This is a genomic window from Falsirhodobacter halotolerans (genome assembly GCF_022899245.1).
In the GTDB taxonomy this organism is placed as follows: domain Bacteria; phylum Pseudomonadota; class Alphaproteobacteria; order Rhodobacterales; family Rhodobacteraceae; genus Falsirhodobacter; species Falsirhodobacter halotolerans.
On the sequence record NZ_JALJAZ010000001.1, the window covers coordinates 599,396 to 624,139 of the forward strand.

At 66.5% G+C, this 24,744-nt stretch carries 25 protein-coding genes; 14 read left to right on the forward strand and 11 right to left on the reverse strand.

The window, feature by feature from the left end:
• Positions 1-7: 7 nt before the first annotated feature.
• The 3 genes from MU449_RS03280 to MU449_RS03290 form a co-directional block, all read right to left on the reverse strand.
• Complete coding sequence (locus MU449_RS03280) at positions 8-2,185, reverse strand: RNA degradosome polyphosphate kinase (protein WP_244736586.1); 2,178 nt, start codon at positions 2,183-2,185, stop codon at positions 8-10.
• Between the two features lie 65 nt (positions 2,186-2,250).
• Positions 2,251-2,937, reverse strand: coding sequence for a P-loop NTPase family protein (locus MU449_RS03285; RefSeq protein WP_244736587.1), 687 nt, complete (start codon positions 2,935-2,937; stop codon positions 2,251-2,253).
• Positions 2,934-4,013 carry an AI-2E family transporter gene (locus tag MU449_RS03290; protein WP_244736588.1) on the reverse strand — a complete coding sequence of 360 codons (1,080 nt, stop codon included), beginning with the start codon at positions 4,011-4,013 and terminating at the stop codon, positions 2,934-2,936. The genes MU449_RS03285 and MU449_RS03290 overlap by 4 nt, the downstream gene beginning before the upstream one ends.
• 128 nt (positions 4,014-4,141) lie before the next feature.
• On the opposite strand from MU449_RS03290, the gene proS reads away from it, so the two are divergent.
• From proS to MU449_RS03305, 3 genes are read left to right on the forward strand one after another with little or no spacing between them, the layout of a single operon-like run.
• The gene (proS, locus tag MU449_RS03295) at positions 4,142-5,479 is read left to right on the forward strand and encodes a proline--tRNA ligase (RefSeq protein ID WP_244736589.1); all 1,338 of its coding nucleotides are present in this window, start codon (positions 4,142-4,144) and stop codon (positions 5,477-5,479) included.
• 10 nt (positions 5,480-5,489) lie between these two features.
• Positions 5,490-6,779, forward strand: a complete 1,290-nt coding sequence (locus MU449_RS03300; protein WP_244736590.1) for a lipoprotein-releasing ABC transporter permease subunit — start codon at positions 5,490-5,492, stop codon at positions 6,777-6,779.
• Positions 6,772-7,446 (forward strand): ABC transporter ATP-binding protein, encoded by a 675-nt coding sequence (locus MU449_RS03305; RefSeq protein WP_244736591.1) that lies wholly within the window; start codon positions 6,772-6,774, stop codon positions 7,444-7,446. The genes MU449_RS03300 and MU449_RS03305 overlap by 8 nt, the downstream gene beginning before the upstream one ends.
• Positions 7,447-7,584: 138 nt before the next feature.
• Here the strand turns inward: MU449_RS03305 and MU449_RS03310 are convergent, their stop codons facing one another.
• From MU449_RS03310 to MU449_RS03320, 3 genes are all read right to left on the reverse strand, one after another.
• A complete protein-coding gene (locus MU449_RS03310) occupies positions 7,585-8,307 on the reverse strand; it encodes a gamma-glutamylcyclotransferase (RefSeq protein WP_244736592.1) in 723 nt (240 codons plus the stop codon).
• A 37-nt stretch (positions 8,308-8,344) separates the two neighbouring features.
• Complete coding sequence (gene parE / locus MU449_RS03315; protein ID WP_244736593.1) at positions 8,345-10,294, reverse strand: DNA topoisomerase IV subunit B; 1,950 nt, start codon at positions 10,292-10,294, stop codon at positions 8,345-8,347.
• Positions 10,295-10,363: 69 nt separating this feature from the next.
• The gene (locus MU449_RS03320) at positions 10,364-11,023 is read right to left on the reverse strand and encodes a glutathione S-transferase family protein (RefSeq protein WP_244736594.1); all 660 of its coding nucleotides are present in this window, start codon (positions 11,021-11,023) and stop codon (positions 10,364-10,366) included.
• Between the two features lie 124 nt (positions 11,024-11,147).
• On the opposite strand from MU449_RS03320, the gene MU449_RS03325 reads away from it, so the two are divergent.
• The 6 genes from MU449_RS03325 to MU449_RS03350 all read left to right on the forward strand — a co-directional run bounded on the left by MU449_RS03325 (position 11,148) and on the right by MU449_RS03350 (position 18,507).
• A complete protein-coding gene (locus tag MU449_RS03325; RefSeq protein WP_244736595.1) occupies positions 11,148-12,491 on the forward strand; it encodes an MATE family efflux transporter in 1,344 nt (447 codons plus the stop codon).
• 58 nt (positions 12,492-12,549) lie between these two features.
• Positions 12,550-13,338 (forward strand): ribose-5-phosphate isomerase RpiA, encoded by a 789-nt coding sequence (gene rpiA, locus MU449_RS03330; RefSeq protein WP_244736596.1) that lies wholly within the window; start codon positions 12,550-12,552, stop codon positions 13,336-13,338.
• A gap of 2 nt (positions 13,339-13,340) precedes the next feature.
• On the forward strand, positions 13,341-14,699 hold the full coding sequence (gene gor / locus MU449_RS03335) for a glutathione-disulfide reductase (protein WP_244736597.1): 1,359 nt from the start codon (positions 13,341-13,343) through the stop codon (positions 14,697-14,699).
• 52 nt (positions 14,700-14,751) lie between these two features.
• Entirely contained in the window at positions 14,752-15,909 is a 1,158-nt protein-coding gene (gene hflK / locus MU449_RS03340; protein WP_244736598.1) for an FtsH protease activity modulator HflK, read from the forward strand.
• Positions 15,909-16,823 (forward strand): protease modulator HflC, encoded by a 915-nt coding sequence (hflC, locus tag MU449_RS03345; RefSeq protein ID WP_425309919.1) that lies wholly within the window; start codon positions 15,909-15,911, stop codon positions 16,821-16,823. The genes hflK and hflC overlap by 1 nt, the downstream gene beginning before the upstream one ends.
• Before the next feature lie 241 nt (positions 16,824-17,064).
• Complete coding sequence (locus MU449_RS03350) at positions 17,065-18,507, forward strand: DegQ family serine endoprotease (RefSeq protein ID WP_425310572.1); 1,443 nt, start codon at positions 17,065-17,067, stop codon at positions 18,505-18,507.
• On the opposite strand, the gene MU449_RS03355 is transcribed toward MU449_RS03350, so the two are convergent.
• Positions 18,482-18,898, reverse strand: a complete 417-nt coding sequence (locus MU449_RS03355) for a peptidoglycan-binding domain-containing protein (RefSeq protein ID WP_244736599.1) — start codon at positions 18,896-18,898, stop codon at positions 18,482-18,484. The genes MU449_RS03350 and MU449_RS03355 overlap by 26 nt on opposite strands.
• A 130-nt stretch (positions 18,899-19,028) precedes the next feature.
• On the opposite strand from MU449_RS03355, the gene MU449_RS03360 reads away from it, so the two are divergent.
• Positions 19,029-19,352 carry a 2Fe-2S iron-sulfur cluster-binding protein gene (locus MU449_RS03360; RefSeq protein ID WP_244736600.1) on the forward strand — a complete coding sequence of 108 codons (324 nt, stop codon included), beginning with the start codon at positions 19,029-19,031 and terminating at the stop codon, positions 19,350-19,352.
• On the opposite strand, the gene MU449_RS03365 is transcribed toward MU449_RS03360, so the two are convergent.
• Positions 19,349-19,495 (reverse strand): hypothetical protein, encoded by a 147-nt coding sequence (locus tag MU449_RS03365; protein ID WP_244736601.1) that lies wholly within the window; start codon positions 19,493-19,495, stop codon positions 19,349-19,351. The two genes, MU449_RS03360 and MU449_RS03365, sit on opposite strands and share 4 nt — an antisense overlap.
• A 73-nt stretch (positions 19,496-19,568) precedes the next feature.
• Here MU449_RS03365 and MU449_RS03370 point away from each other — a divergent pair, with 73 nt between their 5' ends.
• The gene (locus MU449_RS03370) at positions 19,569-20,657 is read left to right on the forward strand and encodes a PA0069 family radical SAM protein (RefSeq protein WP_244736602.1); all 1,089 of its coding nucleotides are present in this window, start codon (positions 19,569-19,571) and stop codon (positions 20,655-20,657) included.
• Here MU449_RS03370 and MU449_RS03375 read toward each other — a convergent pair.
• On the reverse strand, positions 20,639-20,959 hold the full coding sequence (locus MU449_RS03375) for a DUF1476 domain-containing protein (RefSeq protein WP_244736603.1): 321 nt from the start codon (positions 20,957-20,959) through the stop codon (positions 20,639-20,641). The genes MU449_RS03370 and MU449_RS03375 overlap by 19 nt on opposite strands.
• Positions 20,960-21,114: 155 nt before the next feature.
• Here MU449_RS03375 and MU449_RS03380 point away from each other — a divergent pair, with 155 nt between their 5' ends.
• The 3 genes from MU449_RS03380 to MU449_RS03390 all read left to right on the forward strand — a co-directional run bounded on the left by MU449_RS03380 (position 21,115) and on the right by MU449_RS03390 (position 22,526).
• Entirely contained in the window at positions 21,115-21,855 is a 741-nt protein-coding gene (locus MU449_RS03380) for a phosphoribosylaminoimidazolesuccinocarboxamide synthase (RefSeq protein ID WP_244736604.1), read from the forward strand.
• A 10-nt stretch (positions 21,856-21,865) separates the two neighbouring features.
• Positions 21,866-22,105: a phosphoribosylformylglycinamidine synthase subunit PurS gene (gene purS, locus MU449_RS03385; RefSeq protein ID WP_244736605.1), complete on the forward strand. Its 240-nt coding sequence runs from the start codon at positions 21,866-21,868 to the stop codon at positions 22,103-22,105.
• A 106-nt stretch (positions 22,106-22,211) separates the two neighbouring features.
• Positions 22,212-22,526: a hypothetical protein gene (locus MU449_RS03390; protein WP_244736606.1), complete on the forward strand. Its 315-nt coding sequence runs from the start codon at positions 22,212-22,214 to the stop codon at positions 22,524-22,526.
• A 37-nt stretch (positions 22,527-22,563) separates the two neighbouring features.
• Here MU449_RS03390 and MU449_RS03395 read toward each other — a convergent pair whose 3' ends face one another.
• Together MU449_RS03395 and glyA are read right to left on the reverse strand one after the other, a co-directional pair.
• Positions 22,564-23,334, reverse strand: a complete 771-nt coding sequence (locus MU449_RS03395) for an alpha/beta fold hydrolase (protein ID WP_244736607.1) — start codon at positions 23,332-23,334, stop codon at positions 22,564-22,566.
• Between the two features lie 32 nt (positions 23,335-23,366).
• Positions 23,367-24,662: a serine hydroxymethyltransferase gene (gene glyA / locus MU449_RS03400; protein ID WP_244736608.1), complete on the reverse strand. Its 1,296-nt coding sequence runs from the start codon at positions 24,660-24,662 to the stop codon at positions 23,367-23,369.
• Positions 24,663-24,744 lie beyond the last annotated feature (82 nt).

Sequence of the window (24,744 nt, forward strand, 5' to 3'; positions counted from 1 at the left end):
GCCAAGGTCAATCGCCTGCAGCGCCTGTCAGACGCGGCACATCCTTGTCGCCCGCCGTGCCCCGCCCCGAAAGCGAGGGGTTTTCCATGAAGAACTTGTGGCAGGAGAACAGCGTCTCGCCCGCCGCCCCCTCGGGACGGGTGTAGCGGCCCGTGCCGTCAAGGATCCAGCTGTGCGCCGCGTCCGCCATGTTGGCGACCATGATCTGATCGACGATCTGCGCCTTCACGGTGGGGTTCTTCGCCTCCACCAGCGTCTCCACCCGCCGGTTCAGGTTGCGGCCCATCCAGTCGGCCGAGGACAGGAACACCCGCGCGTGATGCGAGGGCAGGGCATGGCCGTTGCCGAAACACACGATCCGGCTGTGTTCCAGGAACCGTCCGACGATGGATTTGACGCGGATATTCTCCGACAGCCCCTTCACCCCCGGGCGCAATCCGCAGATGCCGCGGATCACAAGGCTGATCTTCACCCCCGCCTGGCTTGCGGAATAAAGCGCGTCGATAACCTCGGGATCCACGACCGAGTTCATCTTGGCCCAGATCTCCGCCGGGCGCCCTTCACGCGCGTTGTCCGCCTCGGCCGCGATCATCTCCAGCAGGCGCGGCTTCAGGCTGATGGGCGAGATGGCGAGGTTTTCCAGCTTTTCCGGCTGCACATAGCCGGAGAGATAGTTGAACACCCGCGTCGCGTCGCGCCCCAGCGCCCCGTCGCAGGTGAAGAACGACAGGTCGGTATAGATGCGGGCGGTGATCGGGTGATAGTTGCCGGTGCCGTAATGGGTGTAGGTGACCAGTTGATCCCCCTCGCGCCGCACGACGGTGGAGATCTTGGCATGGGTCTTGTAGTTCATGAACCCATAGACGACATGCGCGCCCGACCGTTCCAGACGGCGCGACTGGCGGATGTTCGCCGCCTCGTCGAAACGGGCCTTCAGCTCCACCAGCGCGGTCACGGATTTCCCGGCCTCCGCCGCTTCGCACAGGGCGGCGACGATGGGGCTGTCGGTGGAGGTGCGGTAGAGCGTCTGCTTGATCGCCAGCACGTTGGGATCGGTCGCCGCCTGTTTCAGGAAGCGGACGACCATGTCGAACGTTTCATACGGGTGATGCAGAAGCATGTCCTTCTGGCGGATCGCCGCGAACATGTCGCCTTCGAAATCCTGCACCCGTTCGGGCACGCGCGGATTGAAAATCGGCCACAGCAGATCGGGGCGCGACGGCAGGACCAGCTCCTTGAGGTCCGCCATGCCGATCAGGCCCCGCACCTGAATGACCTCCTGATCCGAGACGTCCAGCTCGTCCTTGATCAGCGCGAACAGTTCGGGCGGGGCCCCGGCGCTGATGGTCAGGCGGATCACATCGCCGCGCCGGCGGCGTTTCAGCGCGGTCTCGAACTCGCGCACCAGATCCTCGGCCTCCTCCTCCACCTCCAGATCGCTGTCGCGCAGCACGCGAAAGCTGCAATGGCCGCGCATGGCATAGCCGGGGAAAAGTACGTTCAGATGCAGCAGCAGCAGTTCTTCCAGCGGCAGGAACCGTTGTTCGCCATCGCGGCCCGGAAGGGCGACGAAGCGGGCCACCTGCGCGGGAATCGGCAAAAGCGCCTGAAGCGTGCGACTGTCCGAGGCCCGCTCCATTTCCAACCCCAGGCAGAATCCGGTATTGGGAATGAAGGGGAAGGGGTGCGCGGGGTCGATCGCCAGGGGCGACAGGACCGGAAACACCGCGTCCAGAAAATGCCGCTCCAGATGGACCAGATCGCGTTTCGTCAGCTTCGACCGCGTCAGAAGGCGGATGCCCTCCGCCTCCATCTGCTTGCGCAGACGGTTGTAGACCACCTGCTGCGTGCGCATCAGACGCCGCGCCTCGACATGGACCATCGCCAGTTGCTCGACGGGGGAGCGGCCATCCTCGGACAGGCCGGGCTTGGACCGCCGCGCCAGCGCGCGCAGGCCCGCCACGCGCACGGTATAGAATTCGTCCAGGTTGGTATCGCAGATCGACAGGAACCGTAGCCGTTCCAGCAGCGGCACGGCGGGGTTCGTCGCCTCCTCCAGCACGCGCCAGTTGAAGCCGAGCCAGCTCATCTCACGGTTGAAGAAGCGGCGGGGGCCGGCAATCTCGGGCCCGGGCAGGCTGATCGGGGGGGCATAGGGCGTGCGAAGGAAGTCGGCGGTTGTCATGCGATGTCTTCGGGCAAGAGGCTAGGTCTGAACACTGGGGATGTAGAGGATAGGTCGTGACAGGATCATGACGCCCAAAAATCCGCCCCGTCCAGCAGTTCTGCGGCCATCTGTCGCGTGATGGGGCGCCCTTCGGCCAGCGATCGCGCATCCAGCGCCGCGACCAGCGCCCGCGCGGTCGCCAGATCGCGGTCCATCCGCTGGCCCAGATAGGCGATGAGAGTGGGCGCCACGGTGATCTGGCGGTCGGCGAACAGCTTGACCAGAACGGCCGACAAGAGCGCGTCGTCCGGCGGGTCCAGGCGCGCCAGGGGGGCCGCCTGCATCCGGCTGCGAATGTCGGGCAGGGTCAGGCCCCAGTCGCGGGGAGGGGTGCGCGCGGTCAGAAGGAAGGGCACGCGCCGTTCGGCCAGAAGGTTGTGCAGGTGAAACAGCGCGACCTCGGCGTCGCGGTCGCCCGCCAGACGGTCGGCATCCTCAAGTGCGACGGCGGGTTCTTCGGCCAGCGCGCGCAGATCGGCGCCGGGCAGCGCGCCCGATTCCACCAGAACCGCCCCCGCCGCCGTGGCCCAGACATGGGCCAGATGCGTCTTGCCCGCGCCGTGCGGGCCGGCCAGGATCATGCGGTTCTGTGGCCAGGCCCCCCATCCGTCGAGCGCCGCCACGGCCAGCGTGTTGGCGGGGGAGATGAACAGATCCTCCCGCCGAAGCGATGGCCGTGTGGGCAGGTCGAAGGCGAGCTGTCGGCTCACCCCTGCTCTTCCCGGTAGGGTTGGTCGTCCACCCCGTGATACAGGCGGCTGGCCTTGTATTGCGATACGGCGAACCGTGTCAGCACGCCCAGGGCGGCGGCCACGGGCACCGCGACCAGCATACCCACGAAACCGAACATCGCGCCGAAGGCCGACAGCGCAAAAAGCAGCCACACCGGATGCAGGCCCACCGAACTGCCCACCAGGCGCGGGGTCAGGATGTTGCCTTCCACGAACTGGCCCGACTGGAAGATCGCCCAGATGATCAGGATGTGCCACCATTCGCCCCAGAACTGGAACAGCGCAAGGCCGATCGCCAGACCGCCCCCGACCAGCGCGCCGACATAGGGGATGAAGGTCAGGAACCCCGCGATCGCACCCACGATCGCGCCGAAATTCAGCCCCGCCGCCATCAGCGCCACGGCGTAATAGGTGCCGAGGATCACGCAGACCAGCGTCTGCCCGCGCACGAAGCCCGCCAGGGCGCGGTCGATCTCCTTGGCCAGTTCGCGGATCGTGGGGGCGTGTTCCAACGGCAAAAGCGCGTCGATCTTGGCCACCATCCGGTCCCAATCCAGAAGCATGTAAAACGCCACGACCGGCGCGATGACCATGAAGACCACCGCGTTGATGACCGAGAAGACCGATGCGATCAGCGTGTTCGCCATCTCACCCCCCCGTTGCTGGATCGTCTGGCCCAGCGAATCCAGCGTCTGGCGGATGGTGGAGGTTTCGTCGTTCAGGTCGGGAAAACGTTCCAGAACGAAGGTCTGCAACCGCGTGAAGATTTCGGGCGCCGAATTGATCAGCTGCGTCAACTGGGCGATCAGCGTGGGGATCACGGCCAGAAACAGCATCACCACGATGATGAGGGTCAGCACCGCGATCACCGTCGTGGCCAGGGTCCGGCTCAGCCCCAGCCGTTGCAGGCGGTCGGCCAGGGGGTCGAGGAAATAGGCGATGGCCCCCCCCACCAGAAACGGCAGGATCACGTCGCCCATCGCCCACATGAGGATCAGGAAGACCACGGCGGCGATGCCCCACCACTTGGTCTGGTTGAATTGCGACGTCCGCATGGGGATCTCCGTGTCCTGTGGGCAAGAGATGGCTCATCACCCGACGGTGCGCAAGCGAAAGCGCGTGGCGCTTGCCTGCCCGCGCGCAACGCCCTACACCGCAACAAACCGCATTCAACGAGGGCCCCATGCGTCTGAGCCGTTATTTCCTGCCCGTCCTGAAGGAAAACCCTGCCGACGCGCAGATCGTGTCCCACCGTTACATGTTGCGGGCGGGGATGATCAAGCAACAGGCGGCGGGGATTTATTCCTGGCTGCCCTTGGGCTTCAAGGTCCTGAAGCGGATCGAGCAGATCGTGCATGAGGAGCAGATGCGCGTGGGCCACATCCCGCTTCTGATGCCCACGATGCAGACGGCGGACTTGTGGCGCGAAAGCGGCCGGTATGACGATTACGGGCAGGAGATGCTGCGGATCAAGGACCGTCAGGGCCGCGAGATGCTGTTCGGCCCCACGAACGAGGAGATGATCACCGACATCTTCCGGGCCCACGTGAACAGCTACAAGGATCTGCCGCTGACGCTGTATCAGATCCAGTGGAAATTCCGCGACGAGGTGCGGCCGCGCTTCGGCGTGATGCGCGGGCGCGAGTTCCTGATGAAGGACGGCTACAACTTCGATCTGGACCGCGATGCGGCGATCCACGCCTACAACCGCCACATGGTCAGCTATCTGCGGACCTATGAACGCATGGGCCTCACGGCGATCCCGATGCGCGCCGACAGCGGGCCCATCGGCGGCGATGACACGCATGAATTCCTGGTTCTGGCCGAAACGGGCGAAAGCGAGGTCTTCTATGACAGCGCCGTCACCGACCTGAAGCTGGGCACGCGCGAGATCGACGTGGACGACCGCGCCGCCGTGGCCGATGTGTGCCGCGAATTCACGACGCTTTACGCCCGCACGGACGAAACCCACGACGCCGCCCTGTTCGACGCCGTGCCCGAGGACCGCCGCCGCGTGGCCCGCGGGATCGAGGTAGGGCAGATCTTCTATTTCGGCACCAAGTATTCCGAGGCGATGGGGGCCACGGTCGTCACCCCGGACGGCAGCCGCGTGCCGGTGGAAATGGGCTCGCACGGGATCGGCGTGTCCCGCCTTCTGGGCGCGATCATCGAGGCGAACCACGATGACAAGGGCATCATCTGGCCCGAAGGCGTGACCCCGTTCCATGTGGGCATCGTCAACCTCAAACAGGGCGACGGATCGACCGACAGCGCCTGTTCCGCGCTTTACGCCGCGCTGGTGGCCAAGGGGCTGGAGCCGCTTTATGACGATCGCGACGAACGGGCGGGGGCGAAATTCGCGACGATGGACCTGATCGGGCTGCCGTGGCGCATTACGGTCGGCCCGCGCGGTCTGGCGAACGGCAAGGTCGAACTGACCAGCCGCCGCACGGGCGAATCCGAGGAGGTGTCGCTCGAGGCCGCCGTGGAACGCGTCGCCCAGATCTACGCCAACCTTTAAGGAGCCGTTCATGGCCACCAGACCCTTCGCGTCCTTCGAATGGATGATCGCCTGGCGCTACCTTCGGGCGCGTCGGGCCGAAGGCGGCGTGTCCGTCATGACATGGATCAGCCTGATCGGCATCACGCTCGCGGTCTTCGCCCTGATCGCGACGCTGGCCGTCCGGTCGGGCTTTCGGGCCGAATTCGTGGACACGATCCTGGGCGCCAACGCCCACGTCACCGTCTATTCCGCCGGAACGGTGGATCAGAACGGCGTGGTGACGCGGGGCATCCAGGATTTCGACGCGCAGGCCGAACGGCTGGCGCAGGTGCCGGGCGTGACACGCGCGGCACCTTTGGTGAAGGGGCAGGTCATGGCCTCGGCCAACGACGTGTCGGGTCTGGGCGATGTGTTCGGCATCCGCGAAAGCGATCTGCGCGCCATCCCCCGCGTCGGCGACGGTGCGGCGGACGCGATCGGCACGCTTGACGGCTTCGGCGACGGTCAGGGCATCGCCATCGGCAGCGAGATGGCCCGCGACCTTGGCGTGACGGTGGGCGACCGCATCCGCCTGACCTCGGCCAACGGGGTGCGCACGGCCTTCGGCACCAGCCCGCGCGTCAACGCCTACGAGGTGACGTATATCTTCACCGCGGGCCGCTATGACATCGACAAGGTCCGCATCTACATGCCCTTTGCCGAGGCGCAGAGCTTCTTCAACCGCGAAGGCTTCGCGGACGAGATCGAGGTGATGGTGGAGGACCCCGAGCATGTGGACCGCGTGATGCCCGACCTGATGCAGGCGGCGGCCCCGGGGTCGATGTTCTGGACCTGGCGTGACAGTGCCGGCAGCTTTCTGCGCGCGCTGGATGTGGAGGACAACGTGATGTTCGTCATCCTGTCCATCCTCGTGCTGATCGCCACGATGAACATCGTGTCGGGTCTGATCATGCTGGTGAAGAACAAGGGCCGCGACATCGGCATCCTGCGCACGATGGGCCTTACCGAAGGATCGATCCTGCGCATCTTCTTCATCTGCGGCGCGGGGACGGGGATCGTCGGCACGGCGATGGGGGTGATCCTCGGCTGTCTGTTCGCGATCTATATCGACCCGATCTTCAGCCTTGTGAACTATGTCGGCGGGGGGGGCGTCTGGGATCCGGAAATCCGCGGCATCTATCACCTTCCGGCGCAGCTTCGCGTGAACGATGTGCTGTCGGCGGTGGTGCTGTCCTTGGGCCTGTCCTTCATCATCACGATCTTTCCCGCCCGTCGCGCCGCGCGGATGAACCCGGTGGAGGCGCTGCGCTATGAATGAGATGCTGGTTCTGGACGGGCTGCAAAAGGGCTACAACCCCGGCCGTCCCAATGCGATCACGGTGCTGGACGGGGCGTCGCTTACCGTCGGCGCGGGCGAGGTGGTGGCCCTGGTCGCCCCGTCGGGTGCGGGGAAATCCACGCTTCTGCACATCGCGGGCCTGTTGGATACGGCGGATGCGGGGCGGGTGCTGATCGGCGGCACGGATTACGCCGGCAAGTCCGACCGCGCCCGGACCGAAGCGCGGCGGCGCGACGTCGGCTTCATCTATCAGTTCCACCACCTGCTGCCGGAATTCACGGCCGCCGAAAACATCATCCTGCCGCAACTGGCGAACGGTGTGGTGCGCAAGGATGCCGAGGCGCGGGCGGCGGAGCTTCTGGCCCATGTCGGCGTCGGGCATCGCGGCGACCATCGCCCCGCCGCCATGTCGGGGGGCGAACAGCAGCGCGTGGCCTTCTGCCGGGCGCTGGCGAACCGACCGAAGCTGCTGCTGGCGGACGAACCCACCGGCAACCTCGACCCCACCACCTCGGACCGGGTGTTCGATGCGCTGATGACGCTGGTGCGGGAAACCGGCCTGTCGGCGTTGATCGCAACGCACAACCTTGCGCTGGCCGAACGCATGGACCGGACGGTTCGGATGGAAGGCGGCAAACTGGTGTGATCGTGGGCGCCGGAGGAGGGGGAGGAGAGACCTGGTCCGGCGCCACACCCTCAATCTGCCACCCTTTCGCGGGGGTGCGGATTCAAATCGTTCCATTCCGGCACCGCCGCGCGAAAACGCCTAAAATTCCGGCGCTTTTCAGGTCTCCGGCCCCACAGGATGCGGTTTGTCGATGGGCCAGCCCGCAATCTCCGTCGCGACAAGGTGTTCGAGGTGATGCAGGTTGCGGTCGCGCAGGCCGTATTCCTCCAGCTTGCGCACCGTGTTGTGCAGATATTGCGCCCCTGATCCGCCGTGGCCGCAGGCGTGCGCCAGCCGCCATGCCTGCTCCTCGGGGGGGAGGGAGACCACCATGTCGCCCTTCGGCCCCGCCCAGAAGGTCAGCGCCCGTTCCACGCCGCGTTCGGTCTTGACCTGAACCCAGCGGACATTCTCCACCAGTTCCTTTGCCACCAGTTCGCGTTTCAGCAGGGCGCGCAGGCTGTCCTGCTCGTGCCCCTTCGCGATCTCCATGATCAGGCCGGTGGCCGAACCGCCGCGCGCCAGCGCCATCATCAGGCCGGGGCAATCCTCCGATCCACGCCATTGGCGAATCTCCAGACAGAAGGACCGATGCCAACCATGCGCCACGGCCTTGCGGATGTCGCCAACCGTGAAATCCGGGTTCCAGATCAGGCTGCCATAGGCGAAGATCGGGACCGGTCCCTGATGCCCGCGCATCAGATCGGCCGTCAGATCGTCGTAATCGGCGTCGGTCAGCGGCGTCCAGCCGGGCGGGGGGCCGGGGTCGGGCACATGGCGCAGGGTGCGCAGGACGGCGTCGTCGGTCAGGCTCAGGCGGGGGGAGGGGGTGCGGGGCATGGCCCTCAGATGGCACCGCCCCGCCGGAATTGCCAGATCAGACGTCCAGTTCCTCGACGAATTTGGCGTTTTCCTGAATGTATTGAAAGCGCAGCTCCGGCTTCTTGCCCATCAGGCGTTCGACCAGATCGCCCGCCTCGTTATCCTCGTCGATCGATACGCGGATCAGCTTGCGGGTGGCGGGGGTCATCGTCGTCTCCTTCAGGTCCTTGGCGTCCATCTCGCCAAGCCCCTTGAAGCGCTGCACGTCGATCTTGCCCTTGCCGCCAAGGCCCTTCTTCACCCACTTCTCCTTCTCCGCGTCGTCGGCCACATACATCCGCCGCGCCCCTTGCGTCAGGCGATAGAGCGGCGGGCAGGCCAGATAGAGATGCCCCCGGTCGATCAGCGGGCGCATCTGGGTGAAGAAGAACGTCATCAGAAGGGAGGCGATATGCGCGCCGTCCACGTCGGCGTCGGTCATAATAATGATCTTTTCATACCGCAGGTCGTCGACGTTGAACTTCGCGCCCATGCCGACGCCCAGCGCCTCGCAGATGTCGCGGATCTCGGCGTTGTCGTTCAGCTTGCCGCTGGCCGCGCCCAGAACGTTCAGGATCTTGCCCTTCAGCGGCAGCAGCGCCTGCGTGTTGCGGTCCCGCGCGCCCTTGGCCGACCCTCCGGCGCTGTCGCCCTCGACGATGAACAGCTCGGTCCCGGCGCGGTTCTTGGCGGTGCAGTCGGTCAGCTTGCCCGGCAGGCGCAGCTTTTTCGTGGCGGATTTGCGCGCGGTTTCCTTTTCCGCCCGCCGCCGCATCCGTTCTTCCGCCCGCAGCACCAGAAAATCGAGGATCGCCCCCGCCGATTTGTTGTCGGAGGCCAGCCACATGTCGAAATGGTCGCGGACCGAGGATTCGACGTATTTCGCCGCCTCGTCCGTCGAAAGCCGGTCCTTGGTCTGGCCCACGAAGGACGGCTCTCGGATGAAGATCGAGATCAGCGCGACGCCGCCGGTCAACAGATCCTCGCGCGTGATGTCGGAGGCCTTGCGGTTCTTTACCAGCTCGCCATAGGCCTTGATCCCCTTCAGGATCGCGGCCCAGAACCCCGCCTCATGCGTGCCGCCTTCGGGGGTGGGGACGGTGTTGCAATAGGAATGGATGGACCCGTCGCGCGAAGGGGTCCAGTTGATCGCCCATTCGATCCGGCCCGGCACGCCGAACTTCTCCTGAAACACCACCTTGCCGGCAAAGGGGGCGGCGGCATAAGTCGTCACGCCTTCCAGCGTCTCGTTCAGGTAATCGGCCAGCCCGTTGGGATACTGGAACGTCGCCTCCATCGGCGTGTCGCCATCCTCCAGCGCGGATTTCCAGCGGATTTCCACGCCCGAGAACAGATAGGCCTTGGAGCGCACCATCTTGTAGAGGCGTGAGGGTTTCAGCAGCAGATGGCCGAAAATCTCGGGGTCGGGGTGGAAGGTCACGGTCGTTCCGCGCCGGTTCGGGGCGGGGCCGACCTTGGCCACCGGCCCCTGCGGCACCCCGCGCGAAAACTCCTGCACGTAAAGCTCGCGGTTGCGCGCCACCTCCACCCGCATCCGGTCGGACAGGGCGTTGACCACCGACGACCCGACGCCGTTGAGGCCCCCCGAGGTCGAATAGGCCTTGTTGGAGAACTTGCCCCCCGCATGAAGGGTGCAGAGGATCACCTCCAGCGCCGACTTGTCCGGGAACTTGGGGTGCGGATCGACCGGAATGCCGCGCCCGTTGTCGCGCACCGTCACCGAATGGTCGGCATGCAGCTCCACCTCGATGCGGTTGGCGTGGCCCGCCACCGCCTCGTCCATGGAGTTGTCCAGAACCTCGGCCACCAGATGGTGCAGGGCGCGTTCATCCGTGCCGCCGATATACATGCCGGGGCGTTTGCGGACCGGCTCCAGCCCTTCCAACACCTCGATCGAGGAGGCGTCATAGGTCTCGGTCGTCTGGGAAAGCAAGTCTTCGGGCATGGGCGGTCCTTGGGTTGGACCGCCATTAGACCATTCCGGGCGGGGGCGGGCAAGCCGCCCCCTGTCACGTTACGCGGGTTCCGCCGCCCGTGCGGCCATCATGTCCTGGAACGCGGGCCGCGCCTGGCATCGCGCCAGCCATGCGCCCACCGCCGGATATTCGGCCAGCAGCGTCGGATGCCCCTGACCATAGCGCGTGCATTCGGCCACGTTGATGTCGGCCACGGTGAACCGGTCGCCCACCAGCCAGTCATGCGTGGCCAGATGCCGTTCGAGCCGGGCGAACGGGCGGCGCAGCTTCTGGGCCGAGATCGCCAGCGCGCCCTGCGCCTCCGCCATCTCGGTTCCGCCCTGTTCCAGCACGGTCTGGATTTCCAGCGCGGGGGATTCGATGCCGGTGGCGGCCAGCAGGCTCCACTGACAGATCAGCGCGACCTCCGCCGGGGTGCGCCCGCCCAGATCGCCGCCCCGCACCTGCGCGATATGCTGGGTGATCGCCAGCGATTCGGTCAGGATCAGCCCGTCCTCCTCCATCACCGGGATCTGGCCCAGCGGGTTCAGGGTCAGAAACTCCTCCGACTGGGTGTTGAAGGGCGCATCCGCGTCATGCGGGGCGCCCAGACGATAGGCCTGGATGACCGGCACATGATTGAACGTGCCGCCGATTTCGCGAAGCAGCCACAAGGGCCGCGTCGCGCGCGAGCGATAGACACCATAGATCGTCAGCATTTGCCTCTCCCCGAGATTGCTGCGCGCATGGTCACCATGTTTCGCGGGGAACGGAAAGGGGAACGGTTTCCCTGTTCACAAAACGGCGAAGATTTGGGCATAAGGGCGGGACAAGAGGTGTTCCATGTCATTGCCCGTTCCCGCCCATATCCGCGCCACACTGGCGTTGGGTCTTCCGCTCATCGGTTCCAACCTTGCGCAGATGTCGCTGCATGTCAGCAATTCGGTGATGATGGGCCGATACGGCGTGCCGGAACTGGCGGCGACCGTGCTGGGGGCGTCCACGTTTTTTGTGACGTTCATCCTGGGCGCGGGTTTTGCCAACGCGGTGTTGCCCATGGTCGCCTCGGCCTTGGGGCGGGGGGATGAGGCGCAGGTGCGGCGCGACACGCGGATGGGGCTGTGGCTGTCCATCGCCTATGGAGTGGCGGTGCTGCCGATCTTCTGGTTTTCCGGCACGTTGCTGGGGTGGGCGGGGCAGGAGCCGCAGGTGGCGGCGCTGGCGCAGGACTATCTGCGCATCTCCGGGTTCGGGATGTTCGCGGCGCTGACGGTGATGGTCCTGAAAAGCTATCTTTCCGCGCTGGGCCGGACGCAGGTCGTGCTGTGGTCCACGCTGACCGCGCTGGGGGTGAACGTGGCCGTCGGCTTTCCCCTGATCTTCGGGCTTTGGGGCCTGCCGGAGATGGGGGTGCGGGGCGCGGCCATCGCCAGCCTTGCGGTGCAGGCGCTGAACGTGCTGGTTCTGGGGATCTATGCCGCGTTCCTGCCCGAGCTGCGCCGGTTCGAGCTCTTCAGCCGTTTCTGGCGCCCCGACTGGCCCGCGCTGGTGCAGGTGGCCCGTCTTGGTGCGCCCATCGGCTTCACCGGTCTGGCCGAGGCGAGCCTGTTTCAGGCCACCGCCTTGATGATGGGCTGGATCGGCACGGTGGAACTGGCGGCCCACGGCATCGCGCTGGAGGTGGCGGCCTTGTCCTACATGATCCATCTGGGGCTGGCCTCCGCCGCGACGATCCGCGTCGCGCGCTATCACGGGGCCGGGCTGGTGGAGGAGATGCGCGTGTCGGCCTGGGTCGCGATCGGCCTGTCCTGCGCGGTGGGCGTGGCGGTGGTGGGGCTGTATCTTGGCCTGCCCGCGCAGATCATCGGCTTGTTCCTGACCGACGGCGCGCCCGATACGGCCGCGATCATCGCCTATGGCACCGGCCTTCTGGCGCTGGCGGCGGCGTTCCAGTTCGGGGATGCGATGCAGGCGGTCGCGCTGGGCCTGTTGCGCGCGCTGAAGGACACGCGGACGCCGATGATCATCGCGATCATCAGCTATTGGGTGGTGGGGCTGCCCACCGGCTATCTCTTGGGGTTTCATGTGGGCTGGGGCGGATACGGGCTTTGGACGGGGCTGGTTCTGGGGCTGGGGGTCGCGGCGGCGGCGCTGATGCTGCGGTTCTGGATGCGCGCGCCGCGCTGATTGTGGATGGGCGGGCGCTTGCCTATAAGGGGCGCGACCGTTCCCGCAGGAGGCGCTGATGCCCACCGAACTCTCCCCCATCGAAAAGGCGAAGTTCGCCGCCGCCCGTCATGCCACGACCTTCATCCGCGACGGGATGAAGGTGGGCCTTGGCACCGGATCGACCGCGGCGTGGATGGTGCGCTGTCTGGCCGAGCGGGTGCGGGACGAAGGGCTGCGCGTCACCGGGGTCGCCACATCGACCCGCACGGCGGATCTGGCCCGCAGCCTGGGCCTGACCGTCACCACGCTGGAGGAGGCGGGCTGGCTGGACCTGACCATCGACGGGGCGGATGAATTCGACGGCGATCTGGGTCTGATCAAGGGCGGCGGCGCGGCGCTGCTGCAGGAAAAGATCGTGGCCGCCGCGTCGGACCGGATGGTCGTGATCGCCGATGCGGCGAAACGGGTGGCGGCGCTGGGCGCCTTCCCCCTGCCGGTGGAGGTGATCCCGTTCGGCTGGACCGCGACGCAGCGCCTGATCGAGGAGATGCTGGCCGGTCAGGACGTTCTGGGCCACGAGATCACACGGCGGATGGCCGGCGATCAGCCGCTCCGCACGGATGAAAACAACCTGATCCTCGATCTGCACCTGAAGCGGATCGGCGACGCCCGCGCGCTGGCGCTGATGTTGAACCAGATCCCGGGCGTGGTCGAAAACGGGCTGTTCAACGACATCTGCGACACGGTCATCGTCGGCCATCCCGACGGCCGGGTGGAGGCGTTCGAACCCGACGCCCCCGCGCGCGAGGTGGGGCTGATCGACATCCGCTCCTCCGCCAACATCTTTGCCGATCTGGGAGAATGACGATGGCTTTCGATTACGACCTTTTTGTCATCGGCGGCGGTTCGGGCGGGGTGCGCGCGGCGCGGGTCGCGGCGGGCGATCACGGCGCGAAAGTGGCGCTGGCCGAGGAATACCGCATGGGCGGCACCTGCGTCATCCGTGGCTGCGTTCCGAAAAAGCTGATGGTGTTCGCCAGCGAATACGGCGAAATGGCCGCGGACGCGCAGGCCTATGGCTGGGACATGGAGGTGCGCGGCTTCGACTGGACGCGTTTCCATGCCAACCTGGAGGTGGAGCTGAACCGGCTGGAGGGCGCCTATCGCAACACCCTGCGCAATGCGGGGGTTCAGACGTTCGACCAGCGCGCGACCGTGGTCGATCCGCATACCGTGGCGCTGGCCGATGGCACCCGCCTGACCGCCAGGCACATCCTGATCGCCGTCGGCGGTCGCCCCTTCGTGCCGGAGTTCGAGGGGTCGGACCTCGCCATCACCTCGAACGAGATCTTCCATCTGTCGGCGCTGCCGACAAAGGCGCTGATCGTCGGCGGCGGCTATATCGCGTCGGAATTCGCCTGCATCCTGAACGGGCTGGGGGTGGAGACGCACCAGTATTACCGGGGCGACCAGATCCTGCGCGGCTTCGATCAGGAATGCCGCACCCATATCGCCACGCAGATGCAGGCCGACGGCGTGCGCCTGCGCACCGGCACCGACATCGTCCGGCTGGAGCGGGAGGGCGCGGCCATCCGCGCCACCGCGACCGACGGATCCGACGATCTGTTCGACGTGGTGATGTATGCCACGGGCCGCGTGCCCAACACCGACAGCCTGGGGCTGGAGGGGGCGGGCGTCCATCTTGGCCGCAAGGGCGAGGTGGTGGTGGACGATTACAGCCAGACCAACATCCCCTCCGTCTTCGCCGTGGGCGACGTGACCGACCGCATCGCCCTGACGCCCATCGCCATCCGCGAAGGGCACGCCTTTGCCGATACGATGTTCGGCGGGCAGAAGCGGACGGCGGATTGGGACCTCGTGCCGTCCGCCGTGTTCACCCAGCCGGAATTCGGCACCGTGGGCCTGTCTGAGGAGGACGCGGCGGCCAAGGGTCCGATCGAGGTCTATGTCGCGACCTTCCGGCCCATGCAGACCCTGTTCGCCGGACGTCAGAACCGGGTGCTGATGAAGCTGGTTGTCTGCGCCCAGACGCGTGTCGTCCTGGGCTGTCATATCGTCGCACCCCATGCGGGGGAAATGATCCAGATGGCGGGCATCGCGGTCAAGATGGGCGCGACGAAAGAGGATTTCGACCGCACCGTGGCCGTCCACCCCTCGATGTCCGAGGAGCTGGTGACGATGCGGAAACCCGTGCGCAAAACTTGATTTTGCCGGACGAATGGTCAATTTGACCGCAGTTTGAGAAGAGGGAAGCGGAATGGCGAATGGTGGGCCGTGGGGCGGCGGCGGTGGGGGCGGACGTGATCCGCAGGACGGGCGCAACGAAGGCAATCGGGGCGACAACCGTGGCGGACCCCCGCCCGGCGGCAACGGCGGCCCGGATTTCGACGACATGGTCCGCAAGGGCCAGGAACGTCTGCGCGTGATCATGGGGGGGCGTGGCGGCCGCACCGGGGGCCCCGCCGGGCCTGCGGGGCAGGGCGGCAGCATCCCCCCGAAATACATCGTGTTGGGCGGCCTTGTGGCGGCGGCGCTGATGTGGTCCGTCGCCTCGATCTATACCGTGCGTCCCGAACAACGGTCGGTCCAGCTTTTCCTGGGCGAGTTTTCGACGATCGGTCAGCCGGGTCTGAACTTCGCCCCCTGGCCGCTGGTCACCCATGAGATTGTGGAAGTGACGGGCGAACGCAGCACCGAGATCGGTCTGGGGCAGGCGGGGCAGAACGACACGGGCCTCATGCTGACGCAGGATCAGAACATCGTCGATATCGGCTTTCAGATCGTCTGGAACGTGGCCGATCCGGCGGCTTTCCTCTTCAACCTTGAAAACCCGAACGAGACGATCCGCGCCGTGGCCGAAAGCGCCATGCGCGACATCATCGCGCGTTCGAACCTTGCCCCCATCCTCAACCGGGACCGTGGGGCGATCGCGAACCAGCTTCTGGGCGCGGTTCAGGGCACGCTCGACAGCTATAACGCGGGGATCAACGTGATCCGCGTCAACTTCGACCGCGCCGATCCGCCCGAAGAGGTGATCGACAGCTTCCGCGAAGTGCAGGCCGCCCAGCAGGAACGCCAGCGGCTGGAAAACGAGGCGGGCGCCTATCGCAACCGCGTGACCGCGGGCGCGCGCGGGGAAGCCGCCCGCGTGCTGGAGGCCGCCGAAGCCTATCGCGCGCAGGCCGTCAACACCGCGCAGGGGGAGGCGAGCCGCTTCAACTCCATCTACGACCAGTATGTGACCGCACCCGACGTGACGCGTGAACGCATGTATCTGGAAACGATGGAACGGGTTCTGGGCGGCATGAACACCACCATCCTGGACGGGGTGACGGGCGAAGGCGGGGTCGTGCCCTATCTGCCGCTCAATGAACTTGGCGCGCGTCCCGCGCCGCAAAGCGGGGGGGCGAACTGATGCGCGCGATCTACATTCTTCCGGCACTGATCCTTGCGGCGGCGCTGGTGCTGCTGTCGGTGTTCATCGTCGATGAACGCGAAAAGGCCTTGGTGCTGCAATTCGGTCAGGTCAAGGCCGTGCGGGAGGAGCCGGGCATCGGCTTCAAGATCCCCTTCATCCAGGAGGTCGTCACCTATGACGCCCGTATCCTGAGCCTTCAGACCCAACCGCTGGAGGTGACGCCGCTGGACGACCGTCGCCTGATCGTGGACGCCTTCGCGCGGTGGCGCATCGTCAATGTGGTCGAGTTCCGCGAGGCGGTCGGCAGCGGCGGCATCGCCACCGCGCAGACCCGTCTGGACCGCATCATGAACGCGGCCATCCGCGAGGTTCTGGGCGGCGTGAACTCCAACCGTGTCCTGTCCGAAGACCGGATTCCGCTGATGGTGCAGATCCGCGACATCGCGCGGCGGCAATCCGCCAGCCTGGGGATCGAGGTGATCGACGTGCGCCTGACCCGCACCGACCTGCCGACGCAAAACCTCACGGCCACCTATGCCCGTATGCGCGCCGAACGTCAGCGCGAAGCGGCGGACGAGATCGCGCGCGGCAACGAGGCGGCGCAGCGCATCCGCGCCGAGGCCGACCGCGAGGTGACCGAGGTGACGTCCAAGGCCAGCAGCGACGGCGAGGTGATCCGCGGTCAGGCCGATGCCGAACGCAACCGCATTCTGGCCGAAGCCTATACCCGCGATGCCGAGTTCTTCGCCTTCAGCCGCTCGCTCGACGCCTATGGCCGGGCATTGGGACGGCCCGAAAGCAGCATCGTCCTGACGCCGGACAGCGACTTCTTCCGCTATCTGGACGCGCCGACCGCGATCGCGCCGCCGGCGACACCGCCGCAGGCCCCTGCGCCGCAACCGGCCCAGTGATCCCGCAAAACCGCCCTTCGGGGCGGTTTTTTCATGTTCCGTGGCAAAGGTTACAGCTTTTCACACCCAATTGACGCGGCGCGACCGGGATTGCATTGCGCGGCCCCCCGCCTAGTTGCCATGTCAAGGCTGCCAGCGCCGGGCACGATGCCGGGGCGCGCTTGATGACGACGAAAGGAATGTCGCGGTGCTTACCAATTCCAAAACTCCGCCCCGCCGCACACTGGTCCGCGCCGCGCTGATGCTCAGCGTTGCCGGGTCGATGGCGTTTGGGGCCGTGCCCTATGCGGCCGCCCCGGTGGCCGCGCAGGACGCGCCCTCCAGCTTTGCCGATCTGGCCCAGCAGATCAGCCCGTCGGTTGTGAACATCACCACCACCACCACCATCGCGGCCGACACGCAGCGTCCGCCCATGTTCCCCAACGGATCGCCGTTCGAGGAGTTCTTCCGCGACTTCATGAACCCCGGCGGTCCGGGCGGCCCCGGCCCGCAGGCACAGCCCCACCGCGCCGAGGCGCTGGGGTCGGGCTTCATCATCTCCGAGGACGGCTATATCGTCACCAACAACCACGTCATCGAGAATGCCGACGACATCCAGATCGAGCTTTTCTCGGGCAAGACGCTTGAGGCGAAGCTGGTCGGCACCGACGCCAGCACCGACATTGCCCTGCTGAAGGTCGAGAGCGACGAACCGCTGCCCTTCGTCCCTTTCGGCAATTCGGACCAGATGCGGGTGGGCGACTGGGTTCTGGCGATGGGCAACCCGCTGGGGCAGGGCTTCTCGGCCTCCTCGGGGATCGTGTCGGCCCGCAACCGCGCGCTGCAGGGCACCTATGACGACTATATCCAGACCGACGCCGCCATCAACCGCGGCAACTCCGGCGGGCCGCTGTTCAACATGGACGGGCAGGTCATCGGCGTGAACACCGCGATCCTTTCGCCCAACGGCGGCTCGATCGGGATCGGCTTCTCCATGGCGTCGAACGTGGTGCAGAAGGTCGTCCAGCAGTTGCGCGAATTCGGCGAAACGCGGCGCGGCTGGCTGGGCGTCCAGATCCAGGACGTGACGGCGGACGTGGCCGAGGCGATGGGCGTGGACACCGCCTCCGGCGCCCTGATCACCGATGTGCCGGACGGACCGGCCAAGGATGCGGGCATTCAGGCGGGCGACATCATCACCAGCTTTGCCGGTCAGAACGTCAGCGACACGCGCGAACTGGTGAACCGCGTGGCCGATGCGCCCATCGGAGAATCAGTGCCGGTCGTGGTTCTGCGCGACGGGCGCACGCAGACGCTGAACGTGACGCTGGGCCGCCGCGAAGAGGCGCAGGGCGCGCAACCGGGACGGCCGAACGGCCAGCAGACCCCCGAGCATAACGGGGAAGTGCTGGGCCTGACCGTGATGCCGCTGAACCCCGAGGTGGCGCAGGAACTGGGTCTGGACGCCGAGGCCCGTGGCCTTGCGATCACCGAAGTGGACGAGATGTCCGAAGCCTTCCAGAAGGGGCTGCGCGCGGGCGATGTCATCACCGAGGCGAACCAGCAGCCGGTGGGATCGGTGTCCGACCTGACCGCACAGGTCACGGCGGCGGTCGATGGCGGGCGCAAGTCGATGCTGTTGCTGGTCCGTCGCGAAGGGGCGCCGCGCTTCGTCGCGCTCAGCGTGGAGGCGCAGCCTCAGTGACGGGCGTGGGCGTCGTGTCGGGCCAGTTGCCCGGAATGACGCCCAGGGCCTTGGCGGCGGGAATGGTCAGATCGCCCGTGTCCCGCCCGAACACCGCCTGATACCGGGCGATGGCGGCCCGCGTCGCCGCGCCCATCCCCCCGTCCACCGGCCCGTCATACATCTGCCGCGCGGCCAATGCCCGTTGCAACGTGGCGACACGGTCGGGCGTCAGGTCGCCCCCGCACAGGGTTTGCAGGCGGGCGATGTCGGGGCCGATCCAGCATTCCCCCTCCGCCTCCACCCCCTTCGGCGCACCGGCAAGGTTCAGGTTCGTCGGATCGTCCACATGGGGAAAGCCGCATCCCGCCAGCAGGGCCGTCAGCAGGATGGAAAGAAGGCGCGGGGTCATGACAAGCTCCGGCGGGGGGTGCCCGCCCTTCTTGCCGCAAAGTCGGGGGCAGGGGAAGGCCGGTCGGCGCTGGCATATCCGGCCCGCATCGCCTATGTCGCAGGGCAGGCAATCACGCATGAGGGCGAACATGGCGAAGATCACCTATGTCGAACATGACGGAACCGAGCATGTGGTGGACGTGCGCAACGGTCTGACCGTGATGGAGGGGGCGCGCGACAACGGCGTGCCGGGGATCGAGGCCGATTGCGGCGGGGCCTGCGCCTGTTCCACCTGCCACGTCTATGTCGCGCAGGACTGGGTGGACCGTCTGCCGCCCAAGGACCCGATGGAAGATGACATGCTGGATTTCGCATGGCATCCCGATCCGGTGCGGTCGCGTCTGACCTGCCAGATCAAGGTCAGCGAGGCGCTGGACGGGCTGGTCGTCACCATGCCCGAGCGGCAGATCTAAGCCCGCAGCCGGATCAGTGCCGCCGCGATCAGCGCGGCGATCCCCAGCACCCCCATGAGGCCGGAGGCGGCCGCCAGCGCGATGGTCAGCGCGGCGGCGGCCATGACGATCAGGATCAGGGTCAGCAGGGTATATATCGGCATCACCCCGACATGGGGGCGGGACGCGCGGCGATCAAGACTGGACGAAGTTCCCACTCTGTTCTAACGTCGTCGCATGGGACCCGATGATCGCACCACGCGCCCCGAACAGCGCATCCGGGCGCGCGGGGCCAGCAGCAACACCACCGGGCGGTTCGAAGGGGTGGAGCGCACCGCTTTCGACGACGGCTGGGATCTGCCCGAGGAGGAGCGCCTTCTGCGGACCGAGGTGCGCGACGAGCGGGCGCGGTCGGCCATCACCTACAACACCTCGCCCGATCTGCCGTTCGACCGGTCGGTCAACCCCTATCGCGGATGCGAGCATGGCTGCATCTATTGCTTTGCGCGGCCCAGCCACGCTTATCTGAACATGTCGCCCGGTCTGGACTTTGAAACGAAGCTGATCGCCCGCCCCGGCATCGCGGCGGTGCTGGAGCGGGAGTTGCGGGCGAAATCCTATGTCCCCCGCACCATCGCGCTGGGAACGAACACCGACCCCTATCAACCGCTTGAAACGACCCGCCGGGTGATGCGCGAGGTGCTGGAGGTTCTGGCGGCCTTCGATCATCCTGTGGCCATCGTGACCAAGGGCGCGCTGATCGAGCGGGATATCGACCTGCTGGGCCCGATGGCGGCAAAGGGGCTGGCGCGAGTGGGCATTTCCATCGGCACGCTGGATCATGGGCTGGCGCGGGCGATGGAGCCGCGCGCCGCGTCCCCCACGCGCCGTCTGCTGATGGTGAAACGCCTGGCCGAGGCGGGGATTCCCGTCCGCATCATGGCGGCCCCCATCATCCCCGGCCTGACCGATCCCGAGATCGAGGCGATCCTGACCGAAGGCGCGGCGGCGGGCGCCACGGCGGCCAGCTGGATCCTGCTGCGCCTTCCGCGCGAGGTTTCGCCGCTGTTTCAGGAATGGCTGCAAGTGCACCACCCCAACCGGGCGGCGGGGATCATGGCCCGCATCCGCGACAGTCACGGGGGCCGCGACTACGACCCCGAATGGGGCAAGCGGATGCGGGGCGAGGGGATCTGGTCCGACCTGATCGCGCAGCGGTTCGACGTGGCGATCCGGCGGCTGGGCCTGGGCGTGCCGCAACCGCCGCTTCGAACCGACCTGTTCCGCCCGCCGCCGCGCGCGGGCGATCAGCTGTCCTTGTTCTGATCCAAAAGCTGGGCCTTGGCCTCGGCCTCCATCTCGGTCAGCTTGGCGCGGATATCGGCCTCCGACGCCTTGCCGTCCAGATCGGCCACCAGCTTGCGAACTACATCCTCATGCCCCGCCTCCTGAAAATCGGCCTTCACCACGCTGACGGCGTAATTGTCGGCCTCGTCCCCGGTCTTGCCCAAAAGACCGGCGGCCCAGAGGCCCAGAAGGCGGTTGCGGCGGGCCTCCGCCCGGAACTGCATGTCGGCGTCATGGGCGAAACGGGTCTCGAACGCTTTGGCGCGGTCGTCGAATTGCATCGGAAATCCTCCTGTCCTGTGTCCATGGGAAATGGGGGGCGGCGCGGGGCGGGCAAGGGTGCGCCCTTGCGGCGAACGGTCGCTTGGCATATAGCGCGGGGACGGATGGGTGGCCGCTGCGCCGCCCCGTCCGCATTTGGGTGTTCGGAGTTGAAATGGCGCGCCGCAAGAAGGTCTATGAAGGGAAAGCCAAGATCCTTTTCGAAGGGCCGGAGCCGGGAACCCTGATCCAGTATTTCAAGGACGAATCCGACGAGACCGAATCCCGCCCCGACGGGCGCGGCGTTCTGAACAACCGGTTGTCCGAATTCTTCATGTCCGGCCTCAATTCGGTCGGCGTGCCTACGCATTTCATCCGCCGCATCAACATGCGCGAGCAGCTTGTCCGCATGGCCGAGATGCTGCCGGTGGAGGTGATGGTGCGCAATTTCGCGGCCACCGGCATGACCCAGCGGCTGGGAATTCCCGAAGGCACCGCGCTGCCGCGGCCCATCGTCGAATATTATTTCAAGGACGACGCGCTGGACAATCCGTTGGTGTCCGAGGAACACATCGTCGCCTTCGGCTGGGCCAACCAGCAGGATCTGGACGACATCGTGGCGCTGGTCCTGCGGGTGAACGATTTCCTGTCCGGCACGATGCTGGGCGTGGGCGTCCGGCTGGCCGATTTCCGGCTGGAGGTGGGCCGCATCTGGGAGGGCGATTTCATGCGCCTGATCCTGGCCGATGAGATCACGCCCGACAATTGCACGTTGTGGGACATGCGCGGCCTGGATGCCGAGGGCAACCAGCGCGATCCGTCGCCCTTGCCCGACATGTCCACCGAGCTTGCCCGTCGTCTGGGGGTTCTGCCCTCCAACGTCACGCATACGACCAAACCGACTTTGATCAACTGAGGTGCCCCCGATGAAAGCCCGCGTCCACATCATGCTGAAAGACGGTGTTCTGGATCCCCAGGGGGAGGCGGTGCGCCATGCGCTTGGCACGCTGGGCTTTGCCGGCGTGGAAGGCGTTCGTCAGGGCAAGGTCATCGAACTGGACCTGACCGCGACCGACAAGGCGGCGGCGGAGGCCGAGGTGCGCGCCATGTGCGAAAAGCTGCTGGCAAACACCGTGATCGAGAAATACTCGGTCGAGATCGCCTGATCCCGGCGGCGGCGGGCGAAATCCCGCCGCTTTCCGCCCCCGCCGGTTCGGTTCGGGGCCGGTGTCTGTTACCCTTTGCCCTTCGCGCAAGATCAGGGAGACGGACATGACGGCCCACCCCAAGACCATTCCACAGAATGCGGATTTTTCCCCCGCCCCCGATCTGACCCGCGCGCCCCCGCTCGATGACGGAACGGCTACGTTGATCGACCGCCATCTGCGGGCCATCGACCGCGTGCATATCCGCGTTCTGGGCGACGACCGGGCCGCCTCGCAGCCGGTGGAGCAGCATCTTCGGGCCAAGGGGCTGGGGGTCGATGTCTCGCTCTCGGAACGGATGATCCCGCCGCCGCGCAGCCGATACGTGTTCCGTTATCAGGGGCGGACGGCGTTTCTGACGATCGCGCCGGACCTGGACTGAAGCCGGAACTGGAACGCTTGGGTATACCTGACCGCTCTCAGGCCTCCAGAAACACCTTCACCGTCGCCTCGAATTCGCGCGGGGCGTCGGCGTGCAGCCAGTGGCCCGCCTGGGGCAGCTTGGCGAAACGGGCGCGGGGGAACAGGGCGCGGATGGGCGCGCGATGTTCGGCGCGGACATAGTCGGATGTGCCGCCCGACAGAAACAGGGTCGGGCCGTCGAAGGGGCCGGGGGCGCCCGGCCAATCCATGACCTTCGGCATCTCCCGCTCCATCGTCGCAAGGTTGATCTTCCAGCGCGGCGGGTCGGATTTCAGGTCCAGCGATTGCAGGAAGAAGGCGCGCAGGCCGGCATCCGGCTGAACCTTTGCCATGCGGGCGTCGGCGTCGCGGCGGGTCTTGATGCCGGTCAGGTCCAGATCGCGCATGGTGCGCAGATGGGCCATCTGGTCATGGCCATAGACCACGGGCGCGATGTCGGCCACCACCAGCCGCCGCACCAGATCGGGCTGTGTCAGGGCCAGATGCATCGCCGTCTTGCCGCCCATCGAATGGCCCAGCACATCGGCTTGGCCGCCATGGGCCGCGATCACCTCGGCCACGTCCTGTGCCATCGAGGGGTAGTCGTGGGTGTCCGACCAGAAGCTGTCGCCGTGGTTGCGCTGATCCACCGCGATCACGTCGCGCATGTCCGACAGGGTGCGGGCGATGGAGTTGAAGTTCCGCCCCAGCCCGAACAGGCCGTGGACGATGATCAACGGGACCGCGCCCGAAGGCGTCCGCGCGGGGTGAATAAGGGTGTTCAGCATGGCAAAAGGGGGCCTTTCGGCCCCCCCCTCCGTCACATGTTCGGATAAAGCGGGAAGCGCGCGCACAGGGCCTTCACCTCGGCCGCGACCTTCGCCTCCACCTCGGCATTGCCGTCGGGGCCGTTGGCGGCCAGACCGTCCACGACCTCCACGATCCAGTCGGCGATCTGGCGGAACTCGGCCTCAGCAAAGCCGCGCGTGGTGCCTGCGGGGGCACCCAGACGGATGCCGGAGGTGACGAACGGCTTTTCCGGGTCGAAGGGCACGCCGTTCTTGTTGCAGGTGATGTGCGCGCGGCCCAGCGATTCCTCGGCCGCCTTGCCGGTCACCTTCTTGGGGCGCAGGTCGGCCAGGCACAGATGGTTGTCGGTGCCGCCCGACACGATGTCGATCCCGCCCTTCATCAGCTGGTCGGCCATGGCGGCGGCGTTCGTCTTGACCTGCGCGGCGTATCCCTTGAACTCGGGGCGCAGCGCCTCGCCGAAGGCCACGGCCTTGGCGGCGATGACATGCATCAGTGGGCCGCCCTGAAGGCCGGGGAACACGGCGGAGTTGATCTTTTTCGCCAGCGCCTCGTCGTTGGTCATGATCATGCCGCCGCGCGGACCGCGCAGGGATTTGTGCGTGGTCGTCGTCACCACATGGGCGTGCGGCACGGGGGAGGGGTGCACCCCACCGGCCACAAGACCCGCGATATGCGCCATGTCCACCATGAGATAGGCGCCCACCTCATCCGCGATGGCGCGGAATTCGGCCCAGTCCCAGACGCGGCTGTATGCGGTGCCGCCCGCCACGATCAGCTTCGGCTTGTGCTCGCGCGCCTTGGCGCGGATGTCGTCCATGTCCAGCATGTGATCCTGCTGGCGCACGCCATAGGACACGACGTTGAACCATTTCCCGGACATGTTCACCGGCGATCCGTGCGTCAGGTGTCCGCCCGAATTCAGATCAAGGCCCATGAACGTGTCGCCCGGCTGCAGCAGCGCCAGGAACACGGCCTGGTTCATCTGGCTGCCCGAATTCGGCTGCACGTTGACGAACCCGGCGCCGAACAGCTCCTTCGCGCGGTCGATCGCCAGCGTTTCGGTCACATCCACATGCTGGCACCCGCCATAGTAGCGTTTGCCCGGATAACCTTCGGCGTATTTGTTCGTCAGCACCGACCCCTGCGCCTGAAGCACGGCCAGGGACACGATGTTTTCCGACGCGATCAGCTCGATCTCGTCACGCTGGCGGCCCAGTTCGTCGGTGATCGTGGTGGCGACGGCGGGGTCGCTGTCGGCAAGCGATGTGGTGAAATAGCCGGCGTCGATATGCGGGGCGGTCATCTGGCTCTCCTGCGCTGCGGTTGGGGGGTGTTTATCGCAACGCGGCCCGCGCCGGAAGGCCAGATTCGCACCTTGAGTTCCG

Coding starts and splice junctions, on each gene's coding strand:
- MU449_RS03280 (WP_244736586.1), bottom strand. CDS start 2,185: ATGACAACCGCCGACTTCCTTCGCACGCCCTATGCCCCCCCGATCAGC.
- MU449_RS03290 (WP_244736588.1), bottom strand. CDS start 4,013: ATGCGGACGTCGCAATTCAACCAGACCAAGTGGTGGGGCATCGCCGCC.
- proS (WP_244736589.1), top strand. CDS start 4,142: ATGCGTCTGAGCCGTTATTTCCTGCCCGTCCTGAAGGAAAACCCTGCC.
- MU449_RS03300 (WP_244736590.1), top strand. CDS start 5,490: ATGGCCACCAGACCCTTCGCGTCCTTCGAATGGATGATCGCCTGGCGC.
- MU449_RS03305 (WP_244736591.1), top strand. CDS start 6,772: ATGAATGAGATGCTGGTTCTGGACGGGCTGCAAAAGGGCTACAACCCC.
- MU449_RS03310 (WP_244736592.1), bottom strand. CDS start 8,307: ATGCCCCGCACCCCCTCCCCCCGCCTGAGCCTGACCGACGACGCCGTC.
- parE (WP_244736593.1), bottom strand. CDS start 10,294: ATGCCCGAAGACTTGCTTTCCCAGACGACCGAGACCTATGACGCCTCC.
- MU449_RS03320 (WP_244736594.1), bottom strand. CDS start 11,023: ATGCTGACGATCTATGGTGTCTATCGCTCGCGCGCGACGCGGCCCTTG.
- MU449_RS03325 (WP_244736595.1), top strand. CDS start 11,148: ATGTCATTGCCCGTTCCCGCCCATATCCGCGCCACACTGGCGTTGGGT.
- rpiA (WP_244736596.1), top strand. CDS start 12,550: ATGCCCACCGAACTCTCCCCCATCGAAAAGGCGAAGTTCGCCGCCGCC.
- gor (WP_244736597.1), top strand. CDS start 13,341: ATGGCTTTCGATTACGACCTTTTTGTCATCGGCGGCGGTTCGGGCGGG.
- hflK (WP_244736598.1), top strand. CDS start 14,752: ATGGCGAATGGTGGGCCGTGGGGCGGCGGCGGTGGGGGCGGACGTGAT.
- hflC (WP_425309919.1), top strand. CDS start 15,909: ATGCGCGCGATCTACATTCTTCCGGCACTGATCCTTGCGGCGGCGCTG.
- MU449_RS03350 (WP_425310572.1), top strand. CDS start 17,065: ATGCTCAGCGTTGCCGGGTCGATGGCGTTTGGGGCCGTGCCCTATGCG.
- MU449_RS03355 (WP_244736599.1), bottom strand. CDS start 18,898: ATGACCCCGCGCCTTCTTTCCATCCTGCTGACGGCCCTGCTGGCGGGA.
- MU449_RS03360 (WP_244736600.1), top strand. CDS start 19,029: ATGGCGAAGATCACCTATGTCGAACATGACGGAACCGAGCATGTGGTG.
- MU449_RS03365 (WP_244736601.1), bottom strand. CDS start 19,495: ATGCCGATATATACCCTGCTGACCCTGATCCTGATCGTCATGGCCGCC.
- MU449_RS03370 (WP_244736602.1), top strand. CDS start 19,569: ATGGGACCCGATGATCGCACCACGCGCCCCGAACAGCGCATCCGGGCG.
- MU449_RS03375 (WP_244736603.1), bottom strand. CDS start 20,959: ATGCAATTCGACGACCGCGCCAAAGCGTTCGAGACCCGTTTCGCCCAT.
- MU449_RS03380 (WP_244736604.1), top strand. CDS start 21,115: ATGGCGCGCCGCAAGAAGGTCTATGAAGGGAAAGCCAAGATCCTTTTC.
- purS (WP_244736605.1), top strand. CDS start 21,866: ATGAAAGCCCGCGTCCACATCATGCTGAAAGACGGTGTTCTGGATCCC.
- MU449_RS03390 (WP_244736606.1), top strand. CDS start 22,212: ATGACGGCCCACCCCAAGACCATTCCACAGAATGCGGATTTTTCCCCC.
- MU449_RS03395 (WP_244736607.1), bottom strand. CDS start 23,334: ATGCTGAACACCCTTATTCACCCCGCGCGGACGCCTTCGGGCGCGGTC.
- glyA (WP_244736608.1), bottom strand. CDS start 24,662: ATGACCGCCCCGCATATCGACGCCGGCTATTTCACCACATCGCTTGCC.